The sequence below is a fragment of the Brevibacillus sp. MS2.2 genome, assembly GCF_013284345.1.
GTDB classification, from domain to species: domain Bacteria; phylum Bacillota; class Bacilli; order Brevibacillales; family Brevibacillaceae; genus Brevibacillus; species Brevibacillus brevis_C.
This window is the reverse complement of sequence record NZ_JABSUZ010000008.1, coordinates 118,654-140,651: the sequence shown is the minus strand read 5'-3', so window position 1 is coordinate 140,651 and position 21,998 is coordinate 118,654. Positions and strand designations below refer to the sequence as shown.

The following is a 21,998-nucleotide window of genomic DNA, read 5'->3' as shown; positions in this document are numbered from 1 at the left end:
CCAAAGTATTGTTTTCAAAATCAATATCTTTCTAACGAAGCCCCAATATTTCCCCTTGTCTCATGCCTGTTGATAGTGCGAGTAAGAAAGCAGGATATAATCAGTCGTCTTTAGCATTCTTCAGAAAGACTTCGACCTCAGAAACTTCCCATGCAGACATTTCACTTTTAACCAACCGCGGCTTTTCAATATGTTCAATTGGGTTATTAAAGATAATGCCGAGTCCTTCAGTAAATATTTCTCGTCAATCGGTAACCTTCTTAACACCAATACAAAAAATTCCTAAATTTATTGTACACACAAAAATTTCTAAGAAAAAAGAAGACATAGATCAAGCGTTTTTATTCCTAGATTATGTAATCAGAGGCGATAGAAGATTTCGTTCAAATAATGAGCAAAAGTGTAGGAATTGCCACAATTAACATGGTAGAATAAGGTAGTCATTTATTACTTTTAAAACAAAAGAGGAGAACTAATGAGCGATATTTTCCTTAAAGATGAAGAGATTCATGAAATATTTAAATCTCATCTAACTATTGAATCCAAGGTTATGTCAATTGAAACTTTGTTTGCTAATACTCGCCGACAAAAAAATACAGTGTACGATCCTTATTATCAAAGAAATTATGTTTGGGATACTGATAAAGCATCTTATTTTATTGAAAGTATTTTATTAGGGACAGAAATTCCACCATTAGTTTTTTTTAACACAGGAAAGCAAATAGAAGTTATAGATGGTAGACAAAGATTTGAAACCATCAAAAGATTTATTGAAAACCAATTCCATCTGACTAACAATGGGTTAAATGTTCTAAAATATTTGAAGAAAAAAAGTTTTGACGATTTACCTAGCGATATTAAAGATATTTTTTGGGATACTAAACTTCGTATCATAGAGTATGGTGTTGTAAATGAGCCTCGCCTAGATGATAGGAAAGAAGATCTTATAAAAAAGGAGATATTTAGGCGATACAATTCAGGAATAACTCCATTAAAAAGCGTTGAGGTTGAGAAGGCAAAATATATAAGAGATGATACTGTTTCATATTTTAAGAACCAATTAAAACAAAATAAATATCAATATTCGTGGATTCTTGAACTGTTTTTTTTAGAGAGAGACATGGAGCTAATGGAAAAGAGCTTAACTTTAGAGAAAGTAATGGATAAAATCAGGACTTTTTTAGTGCTTCATAATATTCCAATTGGTTATTTCTCTACTTCAAAAGGTAGAAAAGATTTGATTGGAAGATTTTTTGAAAACTTATCGAATAGTATTGATGATATAGAAATTTTCTATAACAATTTTCTTAACAAAATTGAGTTTTTAAAAGACTTGAAGGATCAATTTATGTTAACAAATAGCCCTTCAAACAGACTTGTTTTTGAATGCTTGTTTTGGGCTTTGTCAATCCTTGAGAATGAAAAAATTGATTTAAACCTTATAAATAATCCTGACTTTAAGAAAAAACTTGTCAATATAGTTGCAAACAATATTGACAAATATAAAACAGATAATAGTCACTTTTATAAAGAGTTCAATGAGAGATACACTTTTACAGCGTCGATTTTTGAGCAGGAATTCGGTATAAGTTTTGATCTATATTTAAATAATAAAGGTCGGTTTAAGTCTGAAAAATTATTAAGTGAAGTAAATACTGACCCTAATAAACTACATGAATTTGAATCATTAAGGTTAAATAAACCAGATGCTTCAACTACCACGATTGAAGACATATGTAGGCAGATGTTAAGGCAAAGGTTTTTAGTACGTCCTTCTTACCAACGTGGAGAAGCAATTAATAAGGTTAAATCTTCTGCTTTAATTGAAAGTATTTTGTTAGGGATAAAATTGCCCCCGTTATTTGTTTATAAAAGAAATGATGGAATTTCCGAAGTAGTGGATGGTCAACAGAGATTACTTTCAATTCTTGGATTTATTGGTGAAGAATTTACAGACGAGGGTGGAAAAAGAGTAAAATCTGAAAAGTATAAATTTACTTTAAGTAAACTACCTATTCTAAACGAACTTAATGGAAAAAAATTTGATGATTTACCTGATTCTCTAAAGGATAAAATTTTTGATTTTAATTTGTCAGTAGTAAACATTGATGAAAAGATTAACCCTAACTTTGATCCAATTGATTTATTTATCAGACTTAACAACAAACCTTATCCAATACGGGAAAACACATTCGAAATGTGGAACTCTTATATAGATAAGGAAATTATAAGTGCAATCAAGGAAAATACACAAAAGCATTCAGGATGGTTTTATTCTAGGAAAAATAACAACCGTATGGAGAATGAGGAATTGTATACATCTTTAGCCTATCTTGAGTATAAAAGTAAAGTAACCAAGGAAGAAGTTTCAGCCTACCTTGATATTTACAAGATTGCGGAAAAAGTAAATGCCAGGATTAAAGATAAGAATGACATAACTAAAATACTCAATCTATCGTCTATCAATGATAATGTGAAATCGGATTTTATTAAGTCCATTAAAAATGTTGAATCCTTCATAAGGAAGGTAAAAACAGTTTTAATTGACAAAGATACTGATAACTTAAATGATTTCTTAGGTGAAGAATTAAACTCAGTCTTTCCAAAAGGAGGTATGAATGCAAGAAGAACCCTTCAAAACTTTTATACACTTTGGTATCTGCTAAATAATATTAACTCAGAGATGATTCGAACCCACAGAACTGAAATTAAAACAGAGATAACAAATATATTCGAGCTAATGAAAAATGTCTCTAACGGTAATGGACTTAGTTATTTCTTAAGTAAAGTACAAGCCTTTTGGGACAACTTTAGCATTGAAAGCAGAAAAATAACTTTAACTGATGACGAGAAAAAAGAGCTAATAAAGAAGCAGAATAATATCTGCCCTTTATGTAGTGGATATTTATTTTCGGGAGATGAGATAGAAGTAGATCATATTAAGCCTTTAGCAGTAGGTGGAAGAGACTCTTTTCTCAATTTACAGGCTACCCACAAGGAGTGTAATAGGAGAAAAAAAACAAAATATTAACAAGTACTAGCGTTAGAGGCGTATAACTTGTGATTTAATTTGGTGCCACGCTGGTGCCAAAATTATTATCAGTTAGCATCTTAATAATTTTTATGATTTGAAGGATCTTTGATTCATGCAATTTCAGCAATATTTAGAGATAGTATCTCTGATTTGTTTTATTCGAACTATAACATTGCCCACTCTTGACAGGGTGGGGGTCGCTGGTTCGAACCCAGTCCGGATCCCCATAATATGAAGGCTCGAACCCTTGAGGAATCAAGGGTTTTTTTGTTTTACATGTTCGTATCTAATGCAGCTTATCATACAGTTGATTGAAGCTGTTTCTTTGGAAGGAGAACTGTTGTACTGGCTTCTTTGACAACAGGCAGTTGGAGGACTTAAACAGGATCTAACCCAAGTGGAATCAATGGAGACGAGTAAAAAACAACACAGTAAAATTATCGCCTTCCTTTAAAGTGATCTGCACTGCAACGGGGGAGGCTTTTTTAGTCTCAATCCTTTGAGCAATGTGCATTAAAAGGATCGTGTAAGTATCTATATATATTTTTCATCTAATGTAAAATAGTTCAAGATAGCTTGACGTACATAGTAGACAATTCGAATAAAGAAGGACTTCTTTATGTGTATGCATAGTTGTGTCTACTGGGTTACTTGTTAGATATGAGAAGAATGTGCATAAACTTCAATAAAAAAACACCCATTAATCGGGTGTTGAGCAGACAAATTCAATAAATTACATTAAAAAATAGTTAAGTCTTGATATTTTCCTAAATCAAATAGATCTTTTAGTAAACAATCCTCAACTTTTACTAAACCGATATCATTAAGGTTCTTTATCTGTAGATAATCTTCTTGATTGAATGTGGTGAAGTTCCAACATCCATTCGTTCGAGTAATGGAGTATCTTGATGCTTTATATTCAAACTCTATTTCACGTACAATTTTTAAATCGGTCAGTAAAGATTCATATGTATAGTCCATACTTCCCCCTATTATCACCGCTTGATTTTTCTTAGTTTAATATCTTATTCAAAAAAAGTCGATGGGCGTTCATAATGCCTCATCGACTTTTTGAGTTTACTTGCTAGTTTGAATTAGTACCATCTCCTCTAGATGGAGGTCCGTCCTCGCATGGCAATATTCGTTTATTGTAATCCATGTTGCAGGTATGTCGAGCGGGGCAGATCCCGCACTGAATAAGGCGGTTTTTCGAACACAGAGGTGTATTTGTAACTTTATACCTATTGCTCGTGACCTTTCTATATCCGATACATCAAAACGTGGGCATTTTTTCCTTTTTATATATAGATTGGATATCAGGCGTATCGATCAACAAGAGCATCTTCCATCTGTATGGAAACCTTTACAGAGAGGAGGAGACTGTATGCCCAATATTGAAGGTATTAATATCCAGCAGTCAAGCGCTGAACGCAACAGCTACGTGGTTGTGGGAGCCATTTTATCTTGCAGCAGCGGAAGTAAACAGAGTCGGTTGAAAATGCAGTTCAGCCATGGTGTTTTTGTAAAAGGAAAGCCGCAAATGAACATCATGGATTTTGTTCCCAACGTAAATATCATGCCCTTTGGAAAGTGCAACAGCTTACAAAATCCCACAGTCGCTTCTGCCACGGCAGCTAACAACGGTGTACTTACTCCAATGCCGTGCATACCTCTGACCACAATGCCATGGATAGATGGGAAAGCGGACAAAATGGTCGGCGGCCATCCGGCATTGCTAAATAAATCAACGAATATGTGTTTCTATTGTGGGCAGATCAAGATTGAAGATGACGGGCAGGATTTGGGTGGTGTGACGATAGGAAATCAGTCGTCAACAGACAGCGGGCCGTCTGCTGCTGGTTTTGGACAAGGACCAGCTTGCGAAAAGCCGCAGGAAAAGCCAAGCATGTGGGATAATTTCGTCAAAGGAATCTCGATGCTGGGAGACGTTCCTGCTGCGATGCAAAAAGCGGCAAGTGAGCTGCCAGGGGCTTTGGAGAAAGCTGCAAATGATTTGCCAAAAGGTTTACAGAAGGCGGCAGAGGATTTGCCTAAGGGTGTTGGCGTGTTTGTAAGGGAAGGCTATATAGAGCCAATGCAAGAAGACTTGGATACGTTGCGGGATGATAAAATCAATCTCGCGGATGGAATTGCAATCGGTGGACTTGCCTTGAGTGCACTTACGCTCGGAAGAAGTAAAAACGTAAAACAAATAGTGGATGCTGCAAGAAAAGGAAAGAAGGTGCCGGCGAAAGTTCAGACAGGTGGTAGAGAACTCTCTGTCGATGAATATCTAAGACGTTTAGACAAAGCAGATGAAATGTACGAATCCTTTAGAACGTCAAATGTTGATGTTCAGGCTATTGCAAAAAATACTGGGATGGTAGAACATAGGGTACAAAGGATAAAAGAGCATGTATTCTTCAAAGAACACATCAAGGAGCATGGTGTAGGACGTTTTGAAGCTGATTATGAAATTGCTCAAGCTTGGGATAGGCTTCAAAAAGGGACATACAAACCGAATGACATCGACTTATTGAATCATGAAATTTTTGAATCTAAATTTGAAGGAATATTTAAGACGGATTACAGAACTGCTCACGACAGAACGGTAGATTCTGGGCGTCCATGGTATCCACCAGAGGAGGAGTAATATTGGCTTCATATGTTTTGTTACTAAAAGAATTTGAAAATGATGAAACTGTTGTATACAAATTTGGACCAAATGAAAATATAATGGGTAAAATTGAATTAAACAAATTAACCAGAAAATTTTCCGAGCTAGAAGGAATACCCGACCTAAGTATTCCATCTAAGTTTTATTTTGACAGAGCGGCGCAGCGGTTGGCAGTTTGTCTAATTAGAGAAGGCGGAAATTTTCCGGAAAGAACAGCGTTCGAGTCTTAGTAGAGTCCTTGTGCTTTGGTGGGGGTTACCCAATGCCAAATAAACCTCTTCAACTCGAAGGGTTTACAAATCTGACACTTTTGACGGTTTTTGCAAATAAATCAAAAACCGCTCTATCCTAAGTGTACGCACGATGAATAAGCCGCCCAGGTAAATAACCGGGCGGTTTTTGTTTTAGGTACACGAATTTGGAAGGAGTAAGAGTATTGAGCCAATCGGATGGTTGGATGTCCTATCTTTCACTTACCACTTAAGGATTGACACCTTGAATAAGAAGAAGCGCAGCATTATAATGTCTTGGGTCTTGGAAACTATCTTCGGAACGGCTACGGTCTCTAAAATGTCAAATATGGTAAATTCAAGCAGGAATCTGTCGTTTCTAGTAGAATATAACCCTCAATAAGTAATTGAGGTGAAAAAGTTACATGCTGTTTGTCCTATTTTCAACGTTGGAATACCTCGCAATATTTGCTCTTATGACTACACTATTTAGGTTTGGCTTTTTGGTGCATATCAACCGGATTCTCTTTGTGAGTCTGGTATTAATGCTTTTCTCGTTTGGGCTGCGACAATTTACGCCATATGGAGACTATGCAACTATAGCTCAAGTCGTCATCATCTTTGGGGCATTAATCCTGGTATGGAACGTTAATTGGGGACATGCTGCCTTAATGACTATTATAACAGCTGGAATATACTTGGGGATTCAGATGGTGGAAGTGTTCTTCCTGACCGTCATAGGAACCTTAGAGACAATTGAATCGTTAGAGGATCGAACCATCAACACAGGGTTCATATTCCAGACAATCTCCGCATTCCTTACCTTTGCATTATGCTATGGACTTCGGAAATGTAGATTGCAATTTACATTTGTCAGAGATGGAGCGCCTTTCTTTATTTATCATAGAATCAACATGGTGATTTTGTCACTGATCATTGTAACAGGAGTATTGATAACGGTCTTGTTTAAATTAGCAAGCACATATGGAATTGCTTCCTTAGTCTGGATCTTCTTTGGGATGGCAATCGGAATCACGATACTGGCATGGCTGGCTATAAAAAGGGATGGGGAATATGATTGAAACTCTTGCTGAAAGAATAGCCATACAACTAAAATCGATCAATCCACATGAAACGAAGTCGGTTCCTACCATGAAGTTTGGGTTGATCCTTATCATCAACATGCTGCTCATCATTACAATTAGCCTTACCATTTCACTTTTGATTGGGACGTTTCAAGGAACATTACTCACATTGGCCGGATTTTTAGTACTACGCCAATTTTCAGGAGGATTTCACTACTCATCGTCCGTCTACTGCACCATGACAAGTATAGCGGGAGCTGTATTCATCCCTCTCATTACCCTTCCTAATGATTTTGTCACCCCGATTATTATCATCACATTAGTCCTAGTAGCACTTTTTGCACCGCAAAAAATGGAAATGCAATCACGACTATTCAAACAGAATCAGACTTTGCTCCTCAAGATCATCTCCATTATCATCGTCAGTTTATTATTTTTCATAGAAAGCGAGACACTGGTTAAGACCTTTTTTGTGCAAGCACTGACGCTCATTCCACTGAAAGGAGGTGGAAAAGATGAAAAATAAAGCGATGATGTTCGTAGCGAAGCATGTTTCAGCAATTGCTTCATTTGTTGCGGTACTGGCGGTATCTACCGCATCCTTTGGTTTCGTGGGGAAACCTGAAATTCCAGAAGAATTAAAGAAATAAGGAGCAAGCAACGGGGAAAATTGGTTGCCCCATTGCGATTCTGTAAATCTTAATTTTATGAACATCCGCGTATGATTGTTTTGTACTTATAGACTGCTTCTTTCAGATCGTTACCAATAACTTCATTCCCCTTGGTAGACAAGGGGCTTTCTTTTTTTATTGCGCCTGGTTCATTGGCGTCCACAACACTGTTTATTGAATCGTTAATGAATCAAAGGGGACTGTCGTTTAGTCGGAAAATCGATTTTTGAAACAGCCCCTTTCTCTTAACGCTTAATAAAACTTGGAAATAGCGAATTTAGCTGTAAAATTCATTTTTTTCATATAGGAAGAATTCGCTCCAGCTTGAAATTGCACAGAAATATTGCCATCTTTATCTGCTTGAAAGACGCGTCCGTAAGGTGAATTAGCTTGGTATGTACCAATCACTTGATTATCCGCATCAAAGACTGTATAAGAGATCGGGAATCCTGAATTGTTTACAAATATCGTAAGCTCTTCTCCCTTTTTAAGCGAAAAAGATTCTTTTTGCGTCACTTCGTATGAACTCAAAGAATAGTGTTTCGTAACCTCTTGCATGTCTAAAGCTGTAGCTGCTGCGCTAGCTTTTGAGACTTCCACTCCTGGCAAAGATACACCTGAAAATAGTGCAATTCCTAATGCCCCTGCTAAAATGGCTTTTTTCATTATCGTAATGCCTCCTTTTTTTCTCAATCACGATCGGAAGTAAATATTTGGAAATTATAACCATTATAATCCTGTTGATAACTGTTATCAATAAGTTTTTTTGTAGATTACCTCTCACGCCGTGATAAAGAGGGCATAAAAAAAGAGAGTGATTCAATGGAATCAACATCCCCCTAAAAACGGCACACACATCCCTGTATCCGGACAAAACCCCTCATTCTCCACACACAACCTCTCCGTAAACCCAGGGTCCTCCGGCGCCAGAAACTTAAAATAACAAACAATTTCATGATTCCTTACAGCTAAGCTATTCAACTGAAAATCCAACAAATGCTTCGGATCGACATGCTGGTAGTACAACCCTTTTTTCGTAAACGGAGGAGGATACGCCTTGGACGGCAACGTCGGAATAATATCATGAACATTCACGATCCGAACACTGTTTTTTACAGTCTCATTAAACCGCGAAGCAAAGACAGGATCTCCGACACGAGGGCTCCCATACGTATACACAAAAGGTCGCGTAAACTTCGTATTCACGGCAATATCCAAGCCGGCAAGTGCGGCCAAGCCTCCCCCTAAACTGTGCCCCGCAACAAATAGTCTTTTCGATCTAGGGAGCTTGCTCAACTCCCGAATCAATTCATCTCGCGCGGATTGGTAAATGCAAGTAAACCCACGGTGGGTTTTTCCTGCCTTTCTGACAAATCGATAGGGGACTTGATACAAATCTTGATCTGACTCATTGTCGTTAAACGTGCGTGTTCCCCGAAAAGCAACAACGATACTGTCGGGTGACTCGGCTACAAAACCAAATACCTCGGGCTCCGGCGTCTCAACACCAGCCAATGCTCGAATCGCCGAGCGTTGACGATACCCTTGTGGCAAGACAAGTGAATCTGTTTCAAAAAGCTGATAGGCCTGATGGACCATGGCCGCAAGTAAAATCGCATCTTCACTGTTATAAATACGATCGATCATTCATGTGTCTCCCTTTCTCGGTTTCAAGGCTGTCAAAGCTAGCATTTGCCTTGAAACGGAATACACGTATCGGTATCGGGACAAAACCCCGGATTTTCCACACAGAGCGTTTGGGCATAATCAGGGTCAAGCTGAGTGAGGCTATGAAAATAGCAGGCGATACTATCGTTGCGAGGCGTATTATTCAGTTGAAACGAGAGAGGAAACTTGTTTTTTACATGTTGATAGTAGATGCCTTCCTGGGTAAAAGGAGGCGGATACTTTTGATCGGGGAAGGTAGGGAAAGAGTCGTGAACATTGACAATGCGCAGGCTATTTGGAACGACTTTATTGAAGCGAGAAGCGAAGTGGGGGTCACCAATACGCGGACTGCCATAGGTATAAACGATTGGGTGTCTAAACTGCGTGTTTACCGCTATATCTAAAGCTGCCAGCACAGCCAGAGCTCCACCGTAGTTGTGTCCAGTGATAATCAGCTTTTTTGATGCGGAAAACTGATTTATTTTTCTCAGTAATCGATCTCGTGTTGACTGATACAGGCATGTAAATCCACGTAAGGTTTTCCCTGCATCTGTAACAAAAGGATAGGGAATTTGTAAGATGTCATAGGCTGCCAAAAGGTCTGCCGGATAGGCTGCGTACCCTCTGAAGGCAATGATGATTTCATCTTTTGATTCTGCCACAAAACCATAGATATGTTCAGTTGGATTCTCTACGTCAGCTGAAGCTCGAATCGTGTATCGGAGTTGAAAGCCTTTGGGTAAGATAAGCTCCTCATTAAAATATAATAGATAAGTCTGATAGCTCATGGCCGCAAGGAAAATGGCAGCCTGACTAGTAAACATGTTGTCTTCGTCCGAGAAAACCATGTAGACAAATTCCTTTCCAAACAAGAATCATCGAACTTTTGTCTGTCCCTCCCAAATGAAAGCAGGGAAATCCTATTCGAATGTCACTTACCATGAGCCTATGTTTTTACGATGGAATGCGTGCTTGTATGAAGAAAATAAAAAGGGGGCGCGTACACGACGCTCCCCATTTAAGAAGGTTTTGAGAGGATTTCAATTCCCACATCAATTGTCTTCTCTACTCCCATAAAAGATAGAAATATTTTAGCCCTCTTTTTGTGCTTGTCCACTTTTTTGATAATGCCTTCCAGTCCTTTTAGGGGACCAGATTCTACGATCACCTTTGAATTTTCCAGATAAACTTTTGAATAATCGACAACCTCACCGTTGCCCATGAGTTGGAGTATCGGGATGATTTCTTTTTCATCAATGCTCGAATAATAAACGCCCTCGTCTTGCGAATAGTAACTACGGTTATTGACCAAACGAAAATTTATAGGGATTTTTTTGATTTTATGGAACATATCGTTAGTCATTTCAGTTTTAATAAGTACATATCCAGGAAAAATATTCTTCAGGACATTATACACAATGCCTGATTTTTTCTCAGGAACCAATCTCTTCGGTACAAGGGATTTTAAAGACTCCTCATTAAAATAGAGTTTGAGGTACTTTTGAACGACTTCTTCTTTACCAGAATCTACAAAGATGGCATACCATTTCAAGGTGAGCAATCCTTTCATTATGAAGTGGATTCGAAAGTCTGGAGTTCTTTATGATTTCCAAAAAACGTGTTATTATACTAAATATATCCAATTTCCTTGTATTATGCAATAAATGCAGTTGTCGTAACATTCTGCATAAATTTAAAGAGCTAGCTATATAAGCTTTTTATCGAAAGGAAAATCCCATAGGGAATTTTAATCGATGTTTCGGCACGTTAAAGGAATGTAGGGAGGACATACGGAGAAACAGTAGTGTGTATTTTTATTGACCCACGAACTGGGGAAGCTCTGCCCATTGGCATAGTAGGAGAACGGAAGGCGGAGATTGGATTGCATGTATTTCCACAGATCTCTACGAAAGAATTCGTTGTAAAAGGCACGGATAGAGAGTTTCGTGCAAGTTTGTGTTTGGGCTGCTTTTCTGCTCCCACTGATTTTTTTAAAATGGTAAAATTCCTGCATCCAAAAGAATTCGAGTACTATTTTCATCTGGAGTTTGAGCGGAGAGTAAAAAGCTACCTGACAGGGAGATATGTCGCCAAAAGAGCCGTTTCGGTTTTGACTGGAGAAGACAGCTTAGAGCGAATATGTATTGAACAGGGCATTTTTCATCACCCTGTCGTGAACCTACCGAATACAACCAATGTCCAAGTGAGTATCACCCACTGTGACGATCTTGCCGCAGCCATTGCTTTTTCGGAAGAGCTACCGATGGGAATTGATGTTGAGAGAATTAGCGTTGATAGAAATAAAGTTCTGGAGACGCAAATGACAGTGAAAGAGGGCAATTTATTTTCATGCTTGCCTTATTCCTATGAAACGACTCTCACTCTTTTCTGGACAGTCAAGGAAGCGTTATCCAAAATTTTGAAGACTGGCCTAACAACTTCTTTTCATATCTATGAAATAAGCCAAGTGGAGGCAAAGAATGGGGTTGTGTATAGTCTCTTTGAAAACTTTCCCCAATACCGTACTGCATCTTTTATCCTTGGCGACTATGTGTGTTCGATCACCTACCCGAAAAAGACTGAGTGGAATGTTGCTGTAGTAAAGGATGAACTTCAGGAGATAGAACCACCCATGACAAATCGCTTATGAATTCCCCACAAGCGGTCAAATGACCAGGCTGTGGGGAGTTTTCTTTATAAAAACCTTTCATATATACAAGGGGGGCACCATACATGGAAAAGCCTGTTGTGTTTCTGTTTTCTGAACAGGGGTCTCAGTACGATCAGATGGGGAAAAGACCTTTTTGATCAGAATCCGGTATTTCGCAAATGGATGCTTAGGTTAGAGGAAAAGGTACATTCCATTGGAACTCCTGAAGTTGCTGCGGTCGCTTTCATGCTTGGGGCGGATTATTTGCCATTAGCTTGCATGGCTCGGTTATGCCAATCGTGATGAAAATACCTTTGCACAGGAAGATCAATTCGATATCCAGCGACCTAATAGCAATAAGCAGTTATCATTTGGAAAGGGCTGCCACCTATGCCTGGGCGCACCATTATCCAGACTGGAGGCAAAGGTGATGCTAACAGAAATGATCAGGTGCTATTCTGACATCTCAATCGGTGGATTTGACTGCTTTTTTTATCGAAAAGCATAGCTCCTAACCGAATTGTTGCGACAGGTTTGGCTTTCCTAGAAAACAAAAAAGTAAGGAAAATAGAATTCCTTACTTTTCAATACTTATCTTTCCGAATCACTAAATAAACAATCAACCCAATAATCGGAAAAAACAATAACGCAATAAGCACAATGATGGAGAACTCCTTGCTATTCCCACGTCTCCTCGCATCACGGTATGCCCAAATACTGATGACAATATTAATCACGTTTAAAAATAAGATGAGAAGGAGCGGGAGGAACACAAAAAAGGTAGAGGGAGCATCGCCTACTTGAACCAAAGGATCACCTGCTTTTGAATGTTTTCAAGACTTTCCCAATTATATATAAAGATGAGAGAATTGTGTAATGGATTTATTCTATGCCTGTAAAAATTGGTATAATTGGAATGTATTATTTCAACTTCTTACCATCTTGGAGGCGCTTAACCATTGAGAAAAGCTTCGAACAAAATAAAATGGCTGTCGATGCTCTGCATGGTCGCTTTGATAGCTGGATGTCAACAGGAAACGACCAAACCGATCACATCGGAGAACACCGGAATAACAACAGAGACCATAGCAAAACCAAGCCCTACTCCATCCGTTACACCAAATCAAGAAATAGGGAAAGAACCAACACCTGAACCGATTCCAGCCTCTAGTCCAAACACAACAGCACCTACCAAGCAACCAGTGGAAGAACAACAAAAAGAACCTCGGTCTCCTTATCAAGTACTCAATAAAATCCGTGAAATAGAAAAAGTGAAAGGGGGAACCTATCAGGGGGTGTGGAAAGAGGATGAATACACATTTTACCTACCCGACAAGGACGGGGATCGCGGAAATGCCCGCTACTATGAACCTTCGACTCACCATGTAAAAGTACTTGGAGAAGATGGCTTGAAGTATTTCTATCATCTTTTTGATCCCGCTACTTATCCACAGCCAACCTTGGAGGCTGAAAGTATACAGGTGAGTCCGGAAACATGGCAGCAAATGGACAAGATCGAGCAGAAGCTGTATACAAGCGAAGATACATTTCACGCCAAATGGTCGCCGAACTTTCAAGCAGTCGCCTATTATAAGGGAACTACCGAAGATGGTCAGGCATACATTTGGAAGGTTGGCAACGATTCTCCCTCCCCAATAAAAGAGGCTGTCATCGACCGCTATTTCTTTACATGGTCTCCCGATTCTGCGTATCTCTTATTGGATACAGGAACGAGCAGACATCGCGGCGGACAAATCTATCAGGTAGCAACCGATAAAATGAGTGAGCCTTTCTCGTATATTTACCAATTCCGTTTCTCACCAGATTCGAAATGGGCAGCTTTTTCTTTATTAAGTGGGAGAGTTGCTAAAGAAAAATACGGGATGGAAGACGAAGAGACAGAAGATATATGGCTGTACGATTTGGCTACCATGAAGCAGAAAAAGCTGCTTCAAGCCAATGATCACACGGACTACTTCCCACTCGAATGGAAGAGTGAAACCGAACTCCTATACCAGAAAAAAGATTATCAGAAGAATACGGAAGAAGAGTTAACGGTGACGATTCCTCAGAAGTAGGAACCCAAAACCCTCTATGTGATGTAGAGGGTTTTGGCTATGTTTTGGAAGGAAACTTCCCCCGAACCTCCTCTAAAAAAGCCTGCACCGCCGGGGCCAAATAACGACTTTTCATATACGCCAAATAAACCGTCCGCTCCAACGCAGGCGAATCAATCGTTTTCCGAACAAGCGAAGCATCTGTTGATCCAGACAAATAGTTCTCCGGAATAATCGTTACCCCCAGATTCTCCCGCACTAGCGTTAACGCAGTTTCAAATCGCTCAATCTCAAATTTGATTTGGGGGTAGACTTGTTCAAACGAAAAGGCGGTTAAAATATCCTCCCTCGTCTGAAATCCCTCTGTACTAATGATGAATGGCTCACTAGTCAAATCTTTCAACCGAACCGAATCCTTTTCCGCCAATGGATGATCTTTGTGTAGCACCAGCATTAACCGCTCATCATACAGGGGAAATGATTCGATATCTTCTTCATCGATAAATTGGTTGGTTATGAGTAAATGCGTATGATACTTCCGCAGTGATTCTTTGACAGCTTTCCCGCTCAGCACCTCGATTAGCTTGATGTTAATAGAGGGAAAACGCCCCTGATATCCGCGAATGACTTTTGGAATCCAGTGCTTCACGGACTCAATGATGCCAATGATGAGATCTCCGCTGCCAGTCAGCTTTACTTCTTCCATCTCTTTTTTCAACATGTTCATTTGGGAAAGAAGCAGCAACGATTTCTGATACAAAATTTTACCAGCATCCGTTAATTCCATTTTTCTTGTGTTTCTCTCGAGCAGTGGAGAGCCGACTTCTTGCTCCAGATTTTTGATCGCGTTACTTAAGGAAGGCTGTGAAATATGCAGTTTTTGTGCGGCTTTGGAGTAGCTCAACTGATCGCAAACTGTCACAAAATAGTGCAAATGTTTGATGTCCAACTGGATCGCCTGCCTCTATTTATAGCTTGAAGCTATCAATTTATTTAAATTATATATTAGAAATAATAAGTTTGTCATTATATAATCAATAAACAAAAGGTTCAGAAAGGATGAATAGCTTGCCAAAGAGTATATCAGCAGATTTGTGGACCGGCCGGACTGACCATACGGAGAGACGAAGCAGTTTTCGCTATCATCAGATTGTAGAAATAACGGACTTGGATACATTGCAAGTTGCCAAGGATCGCACAGTCGCTATCATTGGGTTTGAATGTGAAGAGGGAGTGAGGCGTAATCAAGGACGATTAGGTGCAGCCAAAGCTCCAAACACAATTCGGCAAGCGCTTGCAAGCCTTCCTTGGAAGGTGGAGGAAGGAAAACGGATTGTTGATGTGGGGAATGTTGCTTGTCCAAACGAAGAGCTAGAAGCTGCCCAGGAAGAGTTGGGTAACGCCGTCTCTGCCATCTTTTCCAAAGCCATGACGCCCATTATTTTAGGTGGAGGCCATGAGACATTGTATGGACATTACGTCGGTGTCCGAAAGCATATTGGAAAAGAGGCTTCTCTGGGCATTATCAATATTGACGCTCATTTCGATTTGCGATCCTATGAAGTTCAGCCTTCATCGGGGACGATGTTTCGGCAAATACTAGAACATGACAAAAACAGTAGCTATTTTGTGTTAGGGATTCAGCGTTTCGGAAATACGCAGGAGCTATTTGATAAAGCAGATGAGCTCGGTGTCCGTTATGTGTATGAAGAAGAGATGACAGACGCACGAATGGATGAAATTACTTTATCTGTAAGCGAATTCATCGAAAAACACGATCATGTCATGCTAACGCTATGTACGGACGTTTTAAACGCAGCTTTTGCACCGGGAGTAAGTGCTCCATCTCCTTTTGGCTTAACACCAATGGTTGTCCGCACTTTGATACGTATCGTTGCCGCTCATAAGAAAACGCTTTCTTTTGATATTTGTGAAGTGAACCCGATCTTAGATGAAAACGGCAGAACAGTAAAGTTAGGTGCTTACTTGACGAATGAAGCCATCATGGGATTACTAGAGAACAACTAAGGGGAGACAACTATGACGTTAGCACTTAATCAAGTAACGACGATTTTTCTCGCAGTAGCACTTCTCGTATTAGGTACATTCCTCGTAAAAAAGGCTAGTTTCTTGCAAAAGTTTTGTATCCCGGCACCAGTTGTTGGGGGCTTGTTGTTCGCTATCATTGCAACGGCTTTGAAAGCGACCGGAATTTTACAAATTACATTGGATACTTCCTTGCAAAGCTTGTTCATGCTCACGTTCTTTACTACTGTTGGATTGGGAGCGAGCTTTAAGCTGATCAAGCTTGGTGGTAAGCTGCTCGTTATTTACTGGATCGCCTGTGGATTTCTGGCTTTGGCACAAAACGTAATCGGTGTGTCTTTGGCTTCCGTGTTCGGCATTCATCCATTGATCGGAATGATGGCAGGGGCTGTTTCCATGGAAGGTGGACATGGAGCTGCTGGCGCTTTTGGACAAACGCTTGAGGATATGGGCATTCAATCTGCGTTGGCGATTGGGATCGCAGCAGCTACTTTTGGCCTTGTAGCAGGGGGCTTGGTTGGCGGACCGACTGTGAAATATTTAGTTGCCAAATACGATCTGAAGCCGACGGAAACCGAAGAAGTAGTAGAGACAGTAGAAGAAAAAGGACAACCGATTCACTCGAATACCTTCTTCATCCAAGTCCTGTTGATTACATTCTGTATGGCATTGGGAACGTATTTGGGAGAGTTGTTCTCGACTGCAACCGGATTTGTTTTGCCAGGTTATGTGGGAGCGATGTTTGTAGCGGTGATTGTTCGTAACATCGTAGATAAGCTCAGTCCAAAGGCAATCGACATGAAGAGTATTAACCTGATCAGTGACGTTACGCTAGGAATTTTCCTGTCCATGGCACTGATGAGCATCAAGCTGTGGGAAGTTGCCGATCTTGCGCTTCCAATGCTCGTGATCGTCTTTGTTCAAGTAGTATTCATCGTTTTGTTTGGCATTTTCGTCCTGTTCCGTTTGCTCGGCAAAAACTACGACGCCGCAGTCATGGTGGCAGGCTTTACAGGACATGGTCTGGGGGCTACTCCAAACGCAATGGCGAATATGGCGGCAGTAACGGGAAGATTTGGTCCTTCGCGAAAAGCATACCTGGTCGTTCCAATCGTAGGTGCCTTCCTGATTGATGTGTTCGCGATGCCGATTATTATTACCACGATTAATTTGTTTAAATAAAGACGATTCAAAAATCCCTTCATGCTGGAGATAGTCTAGGCTGGAGGGATTTTTTGTGCTTACATTCACTTCTGAATGCTCTCTATGGCTTAGTATTTTACAAATAATAGAAAGAAAAGGAAATAATTTCTTGACTGTTCGCGTTGTGTTCGTATATATTTAAATAGGAACGTGTGTTCTTGTTTTTGAGGAGCTTTGCAAAGATAATCTCACCCCAAAATATGTATTTCAGGGGGGAGATGTGGAATGCTGGCTTGGCTAGAGACAGCAGGAAGGGGATGAAAAGGGGCAGCAACTCTTAAGCAAATTTGAGGCACTGATGCAGAGAGTCAAGGTTTGCACAAGTAGAAGCTAATGGATAAAAAATTTAGTTTTTTTTTGCGAAAATTGTAACGTATTGTCATTTCTTGCGTATTAATTGGCAGAAACAAACAAAAAGCGGAAAATGTGGAGGGAAGAAGAATGAGAGAACTTCATGCTGATGTGGTAATCATTGGGGGAGGTACTGGTGGCTGCGCAGCAGCACTGGCAGCAGCAAAATCAGGAAAATCAGTCATTATGACGGAAGAAACCGACTGGATTGGCGGTCAATTTACGAGCCAAGCGGTACCGCCAGATGAGCATCCATGGATTGAACAGTTTGGTTGCACGCGAAGCTATCGCACATTCCGTGACAGCGTGCGTGACTATTACCGTAACCATTATCCAATGACGGCAGAAGCACGTGTCATCCCAAATCTTGACCCTGGTAACGGTTCCGTAAGTCGCCTTTGCCACGAACCCAAAGTAGCGCTCGCTGTTTTTTATCAGATGCTTGCTCCTTATATTAATAGTGGTAGACTTACTATTCTGACGAATCACAAGCTGCATGCCGTTCGCATGGCTGGCGATAACGTACTGTCGATCACAGTTGAAGATCGGAAGCATCATGATTTTCATGAACTGGTAGCACCTTATTTCTTGGATGCGACAGAATGTGGAGATGTACTCCCGCAAGCCGGCGTAGAATACGTACTTGGCGCTGAATCAGTCGATCAAACAGGAGAGCCAAATGCTGTTGTCGGGCCGCCGCAGCCAAATGATATTCAGGCGTTTACGTATGTCTTTGCCATGGACTATTTGGAGGGAGAAGATCATACGATTGCCAAGCCGGAAACGTATGACTTCTGGAGAAACTACAAAGCAGATTTCTGGCCGGACAAGCTGCTCAGCTGGACAGGCTCCAATCCGCGAAATACTGCTGAATCAGTACGATATGAGCTATTCCCAGGTACTAAATATTTCCCGCTCTTCACGTATCGTCAGGTTGCTGACCCGAAAAACTTCCAAACCGGTTTGTACAAGAGTGGCGTATCGCTCGTAAACTGGCCGCAAAATGATTACTGGCTGGGCTCGATCATTGATGTGCCAGAGGAAGAGCGTCAGCGTCACCTCTACGGTGGTAAACAACTGAGTCTCTCCCTTCTGTATTGGATGCAAACAGAGGCTCCTCGCCCAGATGGTGGACAAGGGTATCCAGGACTGCGCCTGCGCAAGGATGTAGTGGGAACAGAGGATGGACTGGCGATGTATCCGTATATTCGCGAATCCCGCCGGATCAAAGCCGAATTCACCGTATTGGAGCAACATGTGAGTGCATTTGTCCGCAATACAGGCAAAGCAGAAGCCTTCCATGATTCCGTTGGGGTCGGCAGCTACCGAATCGACCTGCATCCGAGCACTGCAAACCGCAATTACGTCGATGTGTCTACCTATCCGTTCCAAATTCCGTTGGGCAGCTTAATCCCTGTGCGTGTAAATAACCTGCTGCCAGCGGGCAAAAATCTTGGGGTTACCCATATTACAAATGGATGCTTCCGTCTCCACCCAGTAGAGTGGAACGTCGGTGAAGTAGCTGGTTATTTGACAGCGTATTGCTTACAATATGGCCTGACTCCACGCGCTGTCCGAAATACTCCTGATGAGCTGAAAAAGTTCCAAGCGTTCTTGTACGCGGAAGGCGTAGAGTACTTCTGGCCAACCATGTACGCAGTGTAAGAAGATAGACGATCTGGTTGCCTGAGTTCGGGATTTCACCGAACTCAGGTTTTTTTATGATGAGAGAAAGATCAACCAACTTCAAGGCAACGGAGTGACACGAGGGGGCTTTCGATAAGCAAGCCGCAAGATTTCCTCGACAGTTTCCTGAGGTGTCTGCTCGGAAGAATCGATCCACATGCCGAGCTTTAGCGTTTTGGTCTGCAAGATTTTATTGAGGTGGGGAATCGTCCAAGCCCCATACCCTGTTTTGGAACGGGAAGCTTCTCTCTCTTCAATCGTTTTTTCATTGGGCGTGAGTACGACAACATACAATGGACGATTCCGAATCATTTCAACAAATTCACCCAAAAAGGGGCCGATCACAACATCCTGTACAACGACATTAAATCCTTCTTCAAAAAAAGTGTCTGCCGTAGAGGCTGCTATTTTGTAGCGCAACCGTAATTGACGAATGGCTTCTTCTGACGGTTCAGGCATATATTCTTCTCTGCCATTTACAATCATTCGTCGGAACGAATCACCACGCAGATGAACGCCTCGAGTCAGCTTTTCAGCAAGTAACTGGGCTACTGTTGATTTTCCAGAAGCCATAATCCCCGTAACGAGAAAAATACATCTGTCTGGAGCGTAAAGATTGGCATTCTCTTGCAACATCATCATCCCACCTTACTCATGCGATTTTATGTGAATTCTTATGTGGTAATCCTTGGATAATTCTCGTATTTTAAAATCATAACATGGCGGTCATTGTAACGCGATTAAGAAAATGAGGGGATACTTTATCATGATAGGTCCTATTTTTTTGCGCGGGGAATTAATAGAGAAATTTCGGGAGCATCTATTGAATGTGTCATATCATCAGGTTATTCATCAAGGAATAAGCTGCGTTGACAACGAAATGAAGAAGGTAAGCACGGATGATGTACATGAGATCATCAATCAATTTGTACATGCGCGTTTCCCTATTGTTTGTTCTGCTGGGAGTAAAAGCTCCATACCATTTTGGGACTACCATTTCGCCTTACAATATGACGAGGATAAGAGAACAGCTATCATCTGTGAGCTACTCGTGCGTGAACCAAATCAGGATCATTGTAGAAAAGCGTTACTCATGGCTTATTATTTATTGGTGAATCCGAAGATGGGCGTAGAAAGGATACAAGCCCCCATGAATCTGTCCAATTTGGCTGATTGCAAAGAATTTGAAGCTATCTGCATGGAGTTCGTTCCTCAGCAAAACATGACATATTTGTCTTAGAAGAACAATCACACATGGAGGTGCCAAGGTATGGTGAACTTGATCAAAATCAGAGCGAGTGTATTTATCCCCTTGTCATGGACGGAACCGAGGACTGATCCGCAAACAGGAAAAATCATTCAATTCGAAGGCGATTCACGTGAATTTACCCCGTATGCTGTTAACGCCATGCGGTCCAGAGTCGAGCAAGAGGTTGTCGTAGACTTTATGAAAAAAGAAATGTTTACTTATCAGAACACGGGAATCACAACAGAGAAGATCACGAATCCAGATGGCTCGATTCATTTGCGAAAAGGAAAAGCGAGTACTGAGGGTATTCTGTGCAGGAACATGGTATGGAAATCGGATGAAGAAGTGAGCTTTGAAATGAGCGCAAGTGCGAGCAATCCCCTGAATGACCATGCGCCTCCAGTTGACTACTTATTATCGGTAACGGCGAAAAGGGATGGTTTTTTACAGATCGAAGGAGCGCACGATGGATTCCCTTGCTTTGAATTTTATAAGCAAGCAGATTTTGGGCCGTTTGAAACGATTTATACTCATGATTTCCGCGAAACAGGTGATACTCTGGCAGCACTGGCTGGAGAGATGGAATATCACTTTCGTAAGATACTGTAGACAGACTGCTGCGATCGTTCTGGTCCTCGGAAAGAGGAGGAGCAACGCACAAGCAAGTTCAGCAATTCGAGATATTGCTTCTTTCGATCATAAACCATATCATTCACTAGATGATGAAAGGGAGCAGGCACCAAACATCTCTCATCCTACGTTTGCGAGGAGGTTCTTATCGTGAGTAATCTGACTATGTTCAATCAATTCCCTCTCATCGAAACAGACCGATTGATTCTTCGACAACCTGATCAACAAGACATAGAAGATATTTTTGAAGTGTTGTCACATGAAGATGTGGCGAGATATGTAGGGATAGCGAGGTTTCAATCGATAGCAGATGCTGAAAATGAACTTCGATGGTATCGAGACTTGTTTGAACAAAAACAGGGACTCAGATGGGCGGTCACGGATCGTTCCACTGGAAAATTTCTTGGTAGCTGCGGCTACAAAAATTATCATGCTGTACATAACAAAGCGGAGATTGGATATGATCTGAATTTTTTGTGGTGGAATAAGGGGATCATGTCGGAAGCATTGCGGCCCATTATCGCGTACGGGTTTACGGATATGCATCTAAACAGAATAGAAGCAGACGCAGATACCCGAAATACGGCCTCCATCCATTTGCTCCAAAAATTTGGCTTTCAAGTGGAAGGAATCCATCGAGAAACGGAATTTGAAAATGGGATGTACATTGATCTTGTGAAGCTGGCGCTGCTTCGAAAAGAATATGAGTTGAATTCGTAAAAGAATCGTAGTCGATAAGAGGCGGGGGATTGTACGGAATC

21 protein-coding genes and 2 pseudogenes are annotated in these 21,998 nt (G+C 40.8%); 15 read left to right on the top strand and 8 right to left on the bottom strand.

Annotation, left to right across the window (positions count from 1 at the left end; translation table 11 throughout):
- The first annotated feature begins 475 nt into the window (after positions 1 to 475).
- Complete coding sequence (locus HP568_RS09850; protein WP_173628971.1) at positions 476 to 3,031, top strand: HNH endonuclease family protein; 2,556 nt, start codon at positions 476 to 478, stop codon at positions 3,029 to 3,031.
- A 741-nt stretch (positions 3,032 to 3,772) separates the two neighbouring features.
- Here the strand turns inward: HP568_RS09850 and HP568_RS09845 are convergent.
- Entirely contained in the window at positions 3,773 to 4,015 is a 243-nt protein-coding gene (locus tag HP568_RS09845) for a hypothetical protein (RefSeq protein WP_173628970.1), read from the bottom strand.
- Between the two features lie 403 nt (positions 4,016 to 4,418).
- Between HP568_RS09845 and HP568_RS09840 the strand changes: the two are divergent.
- From HP568_RS09840 to HP568_RS09815, 5 genes and pseudogenes are all read left to right on the top strand, one after another.
- Positions 4,419 to 4,835 (top strand): annotated as a pseudogene (locus HP568_RS09840) (DUF4280 domain-containing protein); the annotation flags it as partial.
- An 854-nt stretch (positions 4,836 to 5,689) separates the two neighbouring features.
- Positions 5,690 to 5,941 (top strand): hypothetical protein, encoded by a 252-nt coding sequence (locus tag HP568_RS09830; protein WP_048033873.1) that lies wholly within the window; start codon positions 5,690 to 5,692, stop codon positions 5,939 to 5,941.
- 425 nt (positions 5,942 to 6,366) lie between these two features.
- Positions 6,367 to 7,023, top strand: coding sequence for a hypothetical protein (locus HP568_RS09825; protein ID WP_048033872.1), 657 nt, complete (start codon positions 6,367 to 6,369; stop codon positions 7,021 to 7,023).
- Complete coding sequence (locus HP568_RS09820; RefSeq protein WP_173628969.1) at positions 7,016 to 7,552, top strand: accessory gene regulator ArgB-like protein; 537 nt, start codon at positions 7,016 to 7,018, stop codon at positions 7,550 to 7,552. The genes HP568_RS09825 and HP568_RS09820 overlap by 8 nt, the downstream gene beginning before the upstream one ends.
- Positions 7,542 to 7,676 carry a cyclic lactone autoinducer peptide gene (locus HP568_RS09815; protein WP_015892250.1) on the top strand — a complete coding sequence of 45 codons (135 nt, stop codon included), beginning with the start codon at positions 7,542 to 7,544 and terminating at the stop codon, positions 7,674 to 7,676. Before HP568_RS09820 ends, HP568_RS09815 begins: the two co-directional genes overlap by 11 nt.
- A gap of 273 nt (positions 7,677 to 7,949) precedes the next feature.
- On the opposite strand, the gene HP568_RS09810 is transcribed toward HP568_RS09815, so the two are convergent.
- From HP568_RS09810 to loaP, 4 genes are all read right to left on the bottom strand, one after another.
- Positions 7,950 to 8,363: a hypothetical protein gene (locus tag HP568_RS09810; RefSeq protein ID WP_173628968.1), complete on the bottom strand. Its 414-nt coding sequence runs from the start codon at positions 8,361 to 8,363 to the stop codon at positions 7,950 to 7,952.
- A 162-nt stretch (positions 8,364 to 8,525) separates the two neighbouring features.
- The gene (locus HP568_RS09805; RefSeq protein WP_173628967.1) at positions 8,526 to 9,344 is read right to left on the bottom strand and encodes a lipase family protein; all 819 of its coding nucleotides are present in this window, start codon (positions 9,342 to 9,344) and stop codon (positions 8,526 to 8,528) included.
- A 38-nt stretch (positions 9,345 to 9,382) separates the two neighbouring features.
- On the bottom strand, positions 9,383 to 10,213 hold the full coding sequence (locus HP568_RS09800; RefSeq protein ID WP_173629010.1) for a lipase family protein: 831 nt from the start codon (positions 10,211 to 10,213) through the stop codon (positions 9,383 to 9,385).
- Between the two features lie 170 nt (positions 10,214 to 10,383).
- Positions 10,384 to 10,917: an antiterminator LoaP gene (gene loaP / locus HP568_RS09795; RefSeq protein ID WP_173629009.1), complete on the bottom strand. Its 534-nt coding sequence runs from the start codon at positions 10,915 to 10,917 to the stop codon at positions 10,384 to 10,386.
- Between the two features lie 558 nt (positions 10,918 to 11,475).
- Here loaP and HP568_RS09790 point away from each other — a divergent pair.
- Both HP568_RS09790 and HP568_RS09785 read left to right on the top strand, forming a co-directional pair.
- Positions 11,476 to 12,015 carry a 4'-phosphopantetheinyl transferase superfamily protein gene (locus HP568_RS09790; RefSeq protein ID WP_254551111.1) on the top strand — a complete coding sequence of 180 codons (540 nt, stop codon included), beginning with the start codon at positions 11,476 to 11,478 and terminating at the stop codon, positions 12,013 to 12,015.
- A gap of 292 nt (positions 12,016 to 12,307) precedes the next feature.
- Positions 12,308 to 12,523, top strand: a pseudogene (locus tag HP568_RS09785) (cytochrome P450); the annotation flags it as partial.
- A gap of 76 nt (positions 12,524 to 12,599) precedes the next feature.
- On the opposite strand, the gene HP568_RS09780 reads toward HP568_RS09785, so the two are convergent.
- Positions 12,600 to 12,824, bottom strand: coding sequence for a PLDc N-terminal domain-containing protein (locus HP568_RS09780; protein ID WP_048033865.1), 225 nt, complete (start codon positions 12,822 to 12,824; stop codon positions 12,600 to 12,602).
- Positions 12,825 to 12,974: 150 nt separating this feature from the next.
- Between HP568_RS09780 and HP568_RS09775 the strand changes: the two genes are divergently transcribed.
- Positions 12,975 to 14,093 (top strand): hypothetical protein, encoded by a 1,119-nt coding sequence (locus tag HP568_RS09775; protein ID WP_173628965.1) that lies wholly within the window; start codon positions 12,975 to 12,977, stop codon positions 14,091 to 14,093.
- A 37-nt stretch (positions 14,094 to 14,130) separates the two neighbouring features.
- On the opposite strand, the gene HP568_RS09770 is transcribed toward HP568_RS09775, so the two are convergent.
- The gene (locus HP568_RS09770) at positions 14,131 to 15,021 is read right to left on the bottom strand and encodes a LysR family transcriptional regulator (protein WP_173628964.1); all 891 of its coding nucleotides are present in this window, start codon (positions 15,019 to 15,021) and stop codon (positions 14,131 to 14,133) included.
- Positions 15,022 to 15,131: 110 nt separating this feature from the next.
- Here HP568_RS09770 and hutG point away from each other — a divergent pair, with 110 nt between their 5' ends.
- From hutG to HP568_RS09755, 3 genes are all read left to right on the top strand, one after another.
- Complete coding sequence (hutG, locus tag HP568_RS09765; protein WP_173628963.1) at positions 15,132 to 16,100, top strand: formimidoylglutamase; 969 nt, start codon at positions 15,132 to 15,134, stop codon at positions 16,098 to 16,100.
- Positions 16,101 to 16,112: 12 nt separating this feature from the next.
- On the top strand, positions 16,113 to 17,300 hold the full coding sequence (gene gltS / locus HP568_RS09760; RefSeq protein ID WP_048033862.1) for a sodium/glutamate symporter: 1,188 nt from the start codon (positions 16,113 to 16,115) through the stop codon (positions 17,298 to 17,300).
- A gap of 462 nt (positions 17,301 to 17,762) precedes the next feature.
- Entirely contained in the window at positions 17,763 to 19,337 is a 1,575-nt protein-coding gene (locus HP568_RS09755) for an FAD-dependent oxidoreductase (RefSeq protein WP_173628962.1), read from the top strand.
- Positions 19,338 to 19,418: 81 nt separating this feature from the next.
- Here HP568_RS09755 and HP568_RS09750 read toward each other — a convergent pair whose 3' ends face one another.
- Entirely contained in the window at positions 19,419 to 19,994 is a 576-nt protein-coding gene (locus tag HP568_RS09750; RefSeq protein ID WP_217366502.1) for an AAA family ATPase, read from the bottom strand.
- Positions 19,995 to 20,124: 130 nt separating this feature from the next.
- Here HP568_RS09750 and HP568_RS09745 point away from each other — a divergent pair, with 130 nt between their 5' ends.
- The 3 genes from HP568_RS09745 (at position 20,125) to HP568_RS09735 (ending at position 21,957) form a co-directional block, all read left to right on the top strand.
- Positions 20,125 to 20,598 (top strand): hypothetical protein, encoded by a 474-nt coding sequence (locus tag HP568_RS09745; protein ID WP_173628961.1) that lies wholly within the window; start codon positions 20,125 to 20,127, stop codon positions 20,596 to 20,598.
- A gap of 30 nt (positions 20,599 to 20,628) precedes the next feature.
- Positions 20,629 to 21,216 (top strand): DUF3238 domain-containing protein, encoded by a 588-nt coding sequence (locus HP568_RS09740; RefSeq protein WP_173628960.1) that lies wholly within the window; start codon positions 20,629 to 20,631, stop codon positions 21,214 to 21,216.
- Between the two features lie 171 nt (positions 21,217 to 21,387).
- Complete coding sequence (locus HP568_RS09735) at positions 21,388 to 21,957, top strand: GNAT family N-acetyltransferase (protein ID WP_173628959.1); 570 nt, start codon at positions 21,388 to 21,390, stop codon at positions 21,955 to 21,957.
- Positions 21,958 to 21,998: the final 41 nt, after the last annotated feature.